General features: G+C 39.8%; 9 protein-coding genes. 2 read left to right on the top strand and 7 right to left on the bottom strand.

What is annotated here, in order from left to right:
- Positions 1-218: 218 nt before the first annotated feature.
- From R8925_RS15115 to treR, 7 genes are all read right to left on the bottom strand, one after another.
- A complete protein-coding gene (locus R8925_RS15115; protein WP_430536620.1) occupies positions 219-1,889 on the bottom strand; it encodes an alpha,alpha-phosphotrehalase in 1,671 nt (556 codons plus the stop codon).
- A gap of 13 nt (positions 1,890-1,902) precedes the next feature.
- Positions 1,903-3,321, bottom strand: coding sequence for a PTS trehalose transporter subunit IIBC (gene treB, locus R8925_RS15110; protein ID WP_430536619.1), 1,419 nt, complete (start codon positions 3,319-3,321; stop codon positions 1,903-1,905).
- A gap of 144 nt (positions 3,322-3,465) precedes the next feature.
- Complete coding sequence (locus R8925_RS15105; protein ID WP_430536618.1) at positions 3,466-4,143, bottom strand: ABC transporter ATP-binding protein; 678 nt, start codon at positions 4,141-4,143, stop codon at positions 3,466-3,468.
- Positions 4,144-4,160: 17 nt separating this feature from the next.
- Entirely contained in the window at positions 4,161-5,573 is a 1,413-nt protein-coding gene (locus tag R8925_RS15100) for an ABC transporter permease (protein WP_430536617.1), read from the bottom strand.
- A 78-nt stretch (positions 5,574-5,651) separates the two neighbouring features.
- Positions 5,652-7,097, bottom strand: a complete 1,446-nt coding sequence (locus R8925_RS15095; RefSeq protein WP_430536616.1) for a HAMP domain-containing sensor histidine kinase — start codon at positions 7,095-7,097, stop codon at positions 5,652-5,654.
- On the bottom strand, positions 7,072-7,737 hold the full coding sequence (locus R8925_RS15090) for a response regulator transcription factor (RefSeq protein ID WP_430536615.1): 666 nt from the start codon (positions 7,735-7,737) through the stop codon (positions 7,072-7,074). Before R8925_RS15090 ends, R8925_RS15095 begins: the two co-directional genes overlap by 26 nt.
- Before the next feature lie 69 nt (positions 7,738-7,806).
- Entirely contained in the window at positions 7,807-8,526 is a 720-nt protein-coding gene (gene treR, locus R8925_RS15085) for a trehalose operon repressor (RefSeq protein WP_430536614.1), read from the bottom strand.
- A gap of 158 nt (positions 8,527-8,684) precedes the next feature.
- On the opposite strand from treR, the gene cas6 reads away from it, so the two are divergent.
- Both cas6 and R8925_RS15075 read left to right on the top strand, forming a co-directional pair.
- Positions 8,685-9,407 carry a CRISPR-associated endoribonuclease Cas6 gene (gene cas6 / locus R8925_RS15080; protein WP_430536613.1) on the top strand — a complete coding sequence of 241 codons (723 nt, stop codon included), beginning with the start codon at positions 8,685-8,687 and terminating at the stop codon, positions 9,405-9,407.
- 155 nt (positions 9,408-9,562) lie between these two features.
- Complete coding sequence (locus tag R8925_RS15075; protein WP_430536612.1) at positions 9,563-10,231, top strand: Bax inhibitor-1/YccA family protein; 669 nt, start codon at positions 9,563-9,565, stop codon at positions 10,229-10,231.
- Positions 10,232-10,338 lie beyond the last annotated feature (107 nt).

Below are 10,338 nucleotides of genomic sequence, written 5' to 3'. Positions count from 1 at the left end.
CGTATCCAAAATCTAAATGCAGATTTTGGATACGTATTTTTCTAGGTCAGAGAACCTTTTGTCTCAGACTCTTTTATAGCGCCCTTAAACTGCCTTCCACAAAGCATTGATGTTTAAGGGGTTGGCAGTGGAATCTTCACACTGCTTGTAGGCCCATCGCATGAGATAATACTAACACGTGATGCTTGTAAAGTAAAGTATTATTTTTTTAGCTGATTTTATTTTATATGCAACAGCAAGGCTTCGTAAGGCTGTAAAACAAGTGTATTTGTTATCGCTTCATGCGGATAATTAGATTCGAGGATTTGGCAATTTTTATTATGATGTCGTTCTGGAAGATTCCAAACTTGCTCCTCTGCACTAAAATTCCCTACGACAAGCAATGTCTCACTATTCCATTGACGCTCGTAATCGTAAATCGTTTCACTAGCAGCGTCTAATAGCCGGAAATCACCATTTGCAAAAATTTCATGGCTATGGCGTAAAGCAATTAGGCGTTGATACGTATAAAAAATAGAATCGGGATTCGCGAGGGCTTTCTCAGCTGTCCAAGTATCTTCGTGAATCGGTGCGAGCCAAGGTTTTCCTTTTGTGAAACCAGAATGGGCATCATCATTCCATTGCATTGGAATTCGAGCATTTTCCCGTGATTTTTCACGCAAAATTTGTAATGCGTCGGTCTCGGATACACCGTCTGCAAGCATTTGCTTATACGCATTCCGTGATTCTGCATCATCGTACTGCGAAATATCCGTAAAATTAGCATCAGTCATCGCGATTTCTTCACCTTGATAAATATAGGTAGTTCCTTGTAAACCAAACAAGATAATTGCTAGAAGTTTTGCGCTTTGCTCCCGATATATTTGATCGTCGGCAAAACGTGCAAGCGCTCTTGGTTGGTCATGATTCGTCCAAAATAAGGCATTCCAACCACCGCCAGCCGCCATTTTCAACTGCCACTCGGCCATGACATGCTTCAAATCTGATAGTTGATATTTTGCACTAGCCCATTTCTTCCCGTTAGGATAGTCAACTTTCATATGATGAAAATTGAACACCATTGACAGCTCTTCCCGTTTTGGATGCGTATATTTAATGCATTGTTCTGGTGTTGTGGAGGACATTTCGCCAACAGTCACAAGATTATATTTCGCAAAAACGCGCCGATTCATCTGATGTAGATAATCATGAACATGTGGTCCGTCAACATAAAATTTACGGCCATCATCCTGTGCTGTTGTCAATGAATCATTCGGGAAATCAGGATTTTTTGAGATGTTATTAATGACATCTAAACGGAAGCCGTCGATACCTTTTTCGCTCCACCAAGCCATCATTTGATAGATTTCTTCTTGGAGTTTTGGATTCTCCCAGTTTAAATCTGGCATCCCCACTTCATAAAGATGCAAGTAATACTGGCCAGATGCGGCATCTAGCTCCCATGCTGAACCGCTGAATTTTGAAAGCCAGTTATTCGGTGGTCCGCCGTCTGCTGCGGGGTCTTTCCAAATATAATAATCGCGATACGGATTGTCCTTGCCTTTTAGCGCTTCTTGAAACCAGCGATGCTGATACGATGTGTGGTTGACCACCATGTCCATCATAATTTTTAGCCCGCGACGGTGCGCTTCTTCTAAAAGCTCTTCAAAATCGGCCATTGTTCCGTACTGTGGATCAATCGCAAAATAATCTGCAATATCGTAGCCATTATCGCGTTGTGGTGACACATACATTGGTGTCAACCAGAGTAAATCGATGCCGAGTTTGGCGAGGTAATCTAATTTCTCAATAATGCCACGAATGTCACCGATGCCATCACCATTCGAATCGTTAAAACTGCGCGGGTAAATCTGGTATACTGTTCCTTTTTTCCACCATTCATTGTTCATCTTAAAAATCCTCCTAAAATCCTGCATTTCCTTGTTTTCGTCTTGCTAATCCGATAATACATGTTAGTACAAAGGGAACACCAATCGCAATCAGCATACCAATTGCGTATGCTCCCCAACCTGCTCGCGTAATGGAGAGGATTGAGAACAAACCGCTGACACCGATTGATTGTGAGATAACCCCGTTGTAAGCGATGAATCCGCCAGCAAGTCCAGCACCGATCATCGAGCAAACAAAGGCATATTTAGCTCGTAAATTGACCCCAAACATCGCGGGTTCTGTAATTCCGAGATAGGCAGAAAGTGCGGAAGTGAGTGCAATGCTACGATTCTTTTTGTCACGAGTCACAAAAGCCATAGCTAGTGCAGCCGAGCCTTGCGCTGTATCGGAAAGTGCTTGAATTGGCCAAAACATCGTTCTACCCGTCGTTGAAATAAGTTGTAGATTGACGGCAAGGAAAGCATGATGCATTCCAGTAATAACTAGAAGAGCGAAACAAGCACCGAATAGAATACCAGTAATCATAGGTGAAATATTAGATAGGCCAACAATCCCATCTGTAATCCAGTTAGAAATCCAGAGCGTGATAGGTCCAATCGCAATGAGTGAAAGTGCGCTCGTCACAAGAAGCGTTACTGGGGCTACAATTAGTAATTGGAAAGCATCGGCAACGACACGACGTAGCGCTTTTTCAATGGAAGCATACACCCAAGCGGCCACAAGAACTGGCAATACTTGACCTTGGTAACCGATTTGTGCTACTTCAAGCCCAAAGAAGTTCCAGTACTGAGGCTCTTTCACCCCGATATCATAAGCACTCATCAATGCAGGATTAACTAGCACGAGTCCGAGCACAATTCCCATCAGCGGGTTTCCACCGAAATATTTTACAGCCGACCAACCAACAAGTGCTGGCAAGAAGGCAAAGGCGGTCCCGGCAATCATACTAATCATTCCAGCAATACTAGCCAAGTTCGGATACATATCAACAAGTGATTTACCCTCGACAAAAATTCCAACACCAACGAGCACATTATTAATACCAAGTAAAAGACCACTAGCTACAATTGCTGGCAAAATCGGAATGAAAACATCGGCAAGCATTTTCACGACTTTTTGGAGTGGATTCAATTTTTTCGCATGTTCTTCTTTTAGTTCTGCGGTAGTGACTTCTTTGACATTTGTCTGACGAACGAGTTCCTCATAGGCTTTATCAACTGTTCCTTGGCCGATAACGACTTGATACTGGCCATTAGAGCTGAAATTACCTCGTACAATATCGATTTTCTTTAGTGCTTCTTCATCTACAATGGATTCATCTTTAAGTTGGAAACGGAGACGAGAAATACAGTGCGTTGCCATATTAATATTATCTTCGCCACCAATTGCTGCAATTATTGCTGCGATATTTTTTTTTGTAACCTTTGCCATCTTAAAATTCCCCTCTTTCTGATAATTATAATATGTAATCGATTTCATTAGATTTATTATAAGTTGTTTAAACAACTTATGCAAGCCTTTTCTTAAATTTGTTTAAACAAATTTAAGAAACCTCGCCTTAGCGAGGTTTCTTAATCAAAATGTTTCTATTAATTGTTTTCCTTTTAACGTTAAGGTAATATCGGATTGTTTTGCAATTGATTTATCGTGCGTTACCATGATGATGCATTTTCCTTTTTGGTGAGCCAATGCTTTGAATAAGTAAATGATTTTTTCTGCGGTTTCGCCATCTAGATTCCCAGTTGGTTCGTCTGCAAAGATGATCTGGGCGCTACCCGAGAGGGCTCGGGCGATAGTGACCCGTTGTTGTTGCCCTCCGCTGAGCTTTAGGACGGGACGTTTTATTTGATCTTCGGTAAGTCCAACTTCTGTTAAAACTTTAATAGCATGGGCACGCTTGTTTTTCATGCCAGGATGCTGGATGCCGATTGCTGTTATAACATTTTGTAGCGCGGTCATATAGGGAATCAGATTATATGCTTGAAAAATGATGGCACAATGGTTTTTGCGGTATTTTTGCAAGCTTAGTGATTTGTTAATGCTCTGTTTTTGGAATAATACTTGTCCTTGATTTGGTATGTCGAGGCCCGATGCGATGGAGAGGATAGTTGTTTTTCCAGAACCGGATGGGCCTAAGATAGTATAGAATGTGCTGGCGTCAAAGTCATAAGATGTATTTTCTAAAATGGTTTGGGTTTTTCCACCAGACTGATATTGATAAGATAGATTGTTTAACGATAAAATATTTTCCATATAAATTCACCTGTCCTTTAATCGTTTTTTGATAAGATCATTTTTGGTTGAAGTCTGATGATAAATAGACATGGGAGTAAGGTTGCGATAATAATTACTAGCATCCCAATGCCGCCGACTTCAATCATGTCTTGCCTTGAAATCGTGACATCTACAGAATCGATAGCTTCACCTTTTGGTTTATCTGCATCCGCTGAACCGCCGAAGCTAGTAACCATTGCGCCAGAAGGTGTTTCATCCGCTTCGTTGTCTTTTGCTTGTTGCACTTCTTTTGCCAGCATATGATTTGTAACGGCTTGACCAATTGGTTGACTTGTGATGCAGGCAATCGAGAAGGCAATCAAACCAATCATGATAACTTCAACTAAAAATTGCCCAATTAGCTTTGCTTTATTTTCTCCAAGTGAGAGTAGTACACCCATTTCAAAGCGGCGTTCGCGAATGGATAAAAGAACAAGAAGGGCTAAAATTAGTCCACCGGCAAGTGCTGTGATAATGACGATGACATTCGCGAAAGATGCAACATTTTGGATAGGTGTCATCATTTTTTTATAAGCTTCATCATTGGCATCCCATCGGTAGAAGTCTTTATCGACTTCACTCACTTTAGAAGCTGCTTTTTTGAAAGCATCGATTAACTGTGGGTCTGTCATTGTATATGTTGCTGAGGTTAGAGAACCGTTGTGAGTAAATGGTATAGCGGCATCGACTGGGATGTATATTTTATTTGCCGGTTCCATGAAATCGACAGGAAATTGTTGGGATCCAGTTGCTTGGTTGCTCGTATAGATGCCATGAACGGTAAATTCGATTGGCTTATCTGTTTGTAATTCTTTGAGTTTAAAGGTGTCACCAACTTTGAGTTTATTCTGATCGGCAAAACGTTTTTCAATGACAGCGAGATTACCTTTATCCTTATTAGTAAGGCCTTTTCCAGAAACTATTTTTTCGGTTCCTTTTTTAAAAGTAGCGATACCGTCTGTATTATTTGTACCAGTTAACATGAAGTCTGGCATCTTTGCCTCTCCGCCACCACCAGCAGTAGCCACAGATACATCTTGATCACCATCTTTTTTCTCTGATTTAATTGGCTCTGTATCAACTTTGGCTGCAGATGCGTCTACGAGATACTGATAATTAGCTACTTGCTCCAAATCTTTTACTTTGCTGATGTTTTCGAGTTTAAGCGGCGGGACCTCTTTCGGTTGTTTTCCCGCCTCCATATCTTTCATTAGCTTGTCCATGTTTAAATTTAATGTTACTTCACCACCGAGTTTCTTGCGGGCGTTCTCTGCACTTTTTTCGGTAGCTGATTGGATTGCAAAGCCTGCAAATACGAGGCTACAGAGTACGAATAGTAAGACAAGCATAAGGAATGACTTGCCTTTCTTTGCCCAAATGCTGATACAAGCTCTTCTGATAAAATCCATATAAAAAAACCTCCAATTTCTTTGATAAAACTAACTTTACCGTAAGAAAATGGAGATATGGTGGACCTTATGTGTAGATTAGGTGGATTCTGGTTCCCAGATGCTGAATTTGACGCCGTGTTCTTGATTTTCGATTTTGTAGGAAAGCTTGGATTTTTCGAGAAACGTTGCAGTGATGAATAAACCAATGCCGCTTCCGCCAGTTGTCTTGTTGCCCGATTTTTCGAGACGATAAAAAGCATCGAAAAGTTTAGTAAGTTCCTCATCTGGAATTTTGGGTGCGTCATTATAGATGGAAAAATGCCAGCTGGTTGCTGTTTGGCTCAGTGTGATAACGAGTTTATCATCATTTTTTGAGTACTGGAAAGCATTATGAATGACATTTGTAATTGCTTTTTCGACTAGTTTTTGGTTGGCGTGAATGAGTACGTCAGACGTTATTTGTTTGCTTAAACGTCGATTTGCGGCTTTGGGATGCCACTGTTCTTGTTGGATGCAATCGCTAATAAAAGTAGAGAGGTTAAATGTTGTTTTGCTCATTTCAAAATCAGCGCTGTCCACACGTGATATTTCCAACATATCTTGCACGAGAGCCGACATTTGCTCCATTGTCTCGTAAGAACGTTTTAAATAGGTATCGCGATCGCTGTAAGGGCCAATACGATGAATCATCGCTTCAAGTTGACCCATCACTGATGCAATTGGTGATTTTAGCTCGTGGGAGACAGCAGTAATAAACTGTTTTCGTGTTTCTTCCTGTGCACGTTCTTTGGCAATCTCTGTCTCTAACTGAATGTTAACGCGTTGTAAATCAATGAGAGTTCCTTCTAGTTCATGCGCCATATCGTTGAGGTGGCGCGATAATTGCCCAATCTCATCTGTGGAATTGACTGGCAAATTTTCCGAAAAATCGAGTCGTGCCATCTTATTAGCAACGTCATTCATACGCAAAAGTGGTTTTACGGTTCTTTTTGAGAAAAAGTAGGCTGATATAAAACTAAGAATTAGCACAAAAACCAGGAAATAAGGTGTAAAAAGTAATAATACGGAGGAGATATCTGTTAATGGTTGGATATTAATAAAGTAACGTAACGTATAAGGCTTACCGTCAATTGTCAACTTTTTCTCGATGCTCGTATTGGACACAGATGAAAAGGTGGCAACAGAGGACGAGTCCATCGTAATAGCCGTTGAAACCTGCCCAGTAGATTGGACTTCAGTAAAAGGAATATAGACAATCTGATTCATACTATTCAGTAAGAATGGTGAAATATTATTTGTTGATGCAAAATCATCTATAGCAGATTCAATATCTTGTAGTGAGCCCGATTTAGACGTTTCCACGACTAAATCGGCACCATTATCCAGTTTTTGTTTCTTATAATCAAGGTAGAAATTTGGCAGAAATAAAAGTAACATCGCGTAAATCAAAGCTGTGAATACGATTAATAACGCTAGTGTGATGAAAAATATCTTAGCACTGATTTTCGCACGAATCTTAGTAATCCATTTTATAGCCAGCACCCCTAACTGTTTGGATTTTATCGGTAGCGAGTTTCTTGCGTAGATTCTTGATGTGCGTATTGATGATCTTCGTATCGACAATGTATTCATAATCCCAAGCTTGTTCCAACAGCATTTCCCGTGTGAAAACGCGACCTGGATTTTTCATGAGTAGGCGTAAGATATCGAATTCTTTGCGAGTTAGTTCTACCGATTGACCGTGAGATGTGACTTGAAAGGACTCGGTATTCAACGTGATTTCGGCTAGCTCTAGTATAGGAATATTATCAGGTGATTCTGTAGAACTTCTACGAATGAGCGCTTCCACGCGTTTTAGCAATACTTTATATGAAAAAGGTTTTTGGATATAGTCATCTGCGCCAAGCTCGAATCCCTTTAATTCAGAGTCCTCTTCGCCTAAAGCAGTAAGCATTAGAATGGGGGTACTTGACTTTATACGAATAAGTTCACAAAGCGTATAGCCATCCATTTTTGGCATCATAATATCCATGATAATTAGGTCAAACGTCTGCGATTCAAAAACTCCAAATGCTTCCATCCCGTTTTCTGATGCAAAGACCTCGTATCCTTCTGCAATAAGAAATGCGCGAGTGACCTCTAGAATATTTGGATCATCTTCTACAACTAATATTTTCTTCATGAAAACCTCCTTGAAAACACGATTATCTTTATTATAATGTGTAAAAGTGGAGTTTAGGTGGAGCTAGATTTATTTTAGTCGTTGTGCAGAATCAAAGAAAACAAAGCGATCAGGGCGATGGCGTGATTCTGTATATTCGAACATCGTCCCATCAGCATCATACGTGTAGTTTTTGACAACAGCTAGGCAATCGTAGCCTGCTAAATCGAGATGTTTTTTGTCATCTGGAAGTGCCTTTTCAACGACGATATATCGCTTAGAAGTAACAATTTTGACGCGCAAATCGTCTTCGATGTATTCATAGATGGACTGCGCGGCTTTTTCGGGAGTCAGATCGCGAACGACTTTACAATCAAAATAGTTTACATCAAGAATCAATGCTTCTTCTTCGACTAAACGCAGGCGCTTAATATAAAAAACGTCTGTACCGATTGGTAACATCGTTTTTTCTGCCAATGTTGCGTCGATTGTTAATTCCTCAAAATGCACGACCTTTGTCTGAAATGTTTTATGATTACGAGTGAGAGATTCCTTCATGCTTTCCACGCCACCAAACATGAATTCAATCGATGCATGTTGATGAATAACCATGACGCCTTTGCCGCGAACGCTTTGTACGTAGCCTACTTTGACGAGTTCAGAAATCGCGCGCCGAACCGTGTTGCGACTGCAACGAAAGCGAGAAGCAAGGGCATGCTCTGTTGGTAACATCTCTTTAAAAGCGTATTGTTCTTCTTCAATTTCTTTTTTTAACTCTAAATAAATATCATGATAAACGGCTTTACCCATATGTGTCCCTCCGATTTTGCTACTCTGTTTAAACAGCATCTTCTTTCATTCATTGTACTAAAGAAAGTTTGAGAAAGAAAGAGGAGGTTATCATTGGATGTATATGGGAAATAGTGATATATTAGTATCGTGTGGAAACAATCAAGAGGAGGATTGGGATGAGACTAAAAATAAGTTGCGAACTTAGTTCCAATAAGATTCCCGCAGACTATCGGCGCAAGGTTGTTAGCGTTATGAAAGCAGGGCTCTCAAAATCAAACGAGGCGAAGTATAAGGAGATGTATAGCGGAAATAAACAAAAAAATTTTACTTTTTCTGTATACTTACCAAAACCAAAGTTTAATGGGACTATTATTGAGCTAGAGCGAAAAAACATCGTAATTAATTTTGCGACAGCAGATGCTGAATTAGGTATTAATTATTACAATGCCTTAGTGAATGTGAAAGATAAATTGTTGCCTTTTTCGCAAATGAATCAAATCAAAGTGAAGAATATCCAAATCGTACAGGAAGAACAAATCGTTGCAGGGCGCATGGCGTTCAAGACATTGTCACCAATCGTATGTCGTGATCATAATAAAGAAACAAAGAAAGATTGGTTTTATTGGTGGGAAGAAGAAGATTTTGAAGCTATTCTGAAGCGGAATTTATATTTTCAGTTACGCGATAAATTTGGAGAATATGTAAAGTCTGATATTGACGCTTTGGAATTTCGTGAAGTAGCGATAAAAAAAACGGTCGTCATTTGTTATAATCTACACGTTGCCTGCTCACTCGGCAAATTTGAGCTTGTCGGTCAACCATACTTACTAAATCATTTTGTCCAAGGTGGTATCGGCTCGATGCGCGGTATGGGCTTTGGCATGATTGAAAAAATCTAGTATACAATTAATCTAATCAATATGAAAGCAATTAGTGCGATGAACGCTGTTTGGAGAGAGCGGTATTTGGTGATGCATTTTTTAGTGATGCTCATTTTCAAATACAATATAACATGTTATACTAATGAAATAATTGAGGGATGGGAGAGAGTATAATGAATGAAACCTATCGTAGTGCTGAACATACTGTAACTGGTGCGACGAAAGCTGAAATTATGCAGAAAGTACTTAATTGGTTTGTCATATCTTTATTAATGGCAACGCTTGGAACTGTTATTGGACGAGAGGTTCCGATGGCGTTCTACATTCCACTTGTAGTATTGGAGTTCGCGTTACTGATTGCGATGATTTTCGTACGCAAAAGTAAGAGCGCTTCAAAAATTGGATATGGCTTATTATTGGCATTCGCATTCGTGACTGGGCTAGTTTTGGCGCCTACTTTACAATATTATTTAGATGCAGGAGCAGGAAACGCGGTTTTAATGGCATTTGCAACAGCTACAGTTACCTTCACAGTCCTTGGGTTTGTGGGAGCAAAAATGAAAACTGATCTATCATTTATGGCAAAAGGGTTGTTCGCAGCTTTACTTATTGTTGTTGTGATTTCGTTAATCTCAATCTTTTTCCCGCTTAGTTCGCTGATGTCAACGATTTTTGCAGGAGCAGGGACATTGTTGTTCTCATTGTATATATTATTTGATTTCAACCAAATCATGAAACGAGATGTGACGATGCAAGACGTGCCGGTTTTGACGCTTAGTCTTTATTTGGATTTCTTGAATTTATTTTTGTTCTTGTTGCGGTTGTTTACGGGACGTAGCTGATTTAGTAATCAAAAAAAGAAGAATTTTATCTACAATGGTACCTATAGAATGGACACTTCAAAAAAAGAAGTGCATTCTATAGGTGTTTTTTGTATACTCAACTAAAG

Source organism: Listeria rocourtiae subsp. hofi, from assembly GCF_963575615.1.
Taxonomy (GTDB): domain Bacteria; phylum Bacillota; class Bacilli; order Lactobacillales; family Listeriaceae; genus Listeria_A; species Listeria_A hofi.
The sequence above is the reverse complement of the archived record's forward strand: the minus strand, read 5'-3'. Positions and strand labels throughout refer to the sequence as shown.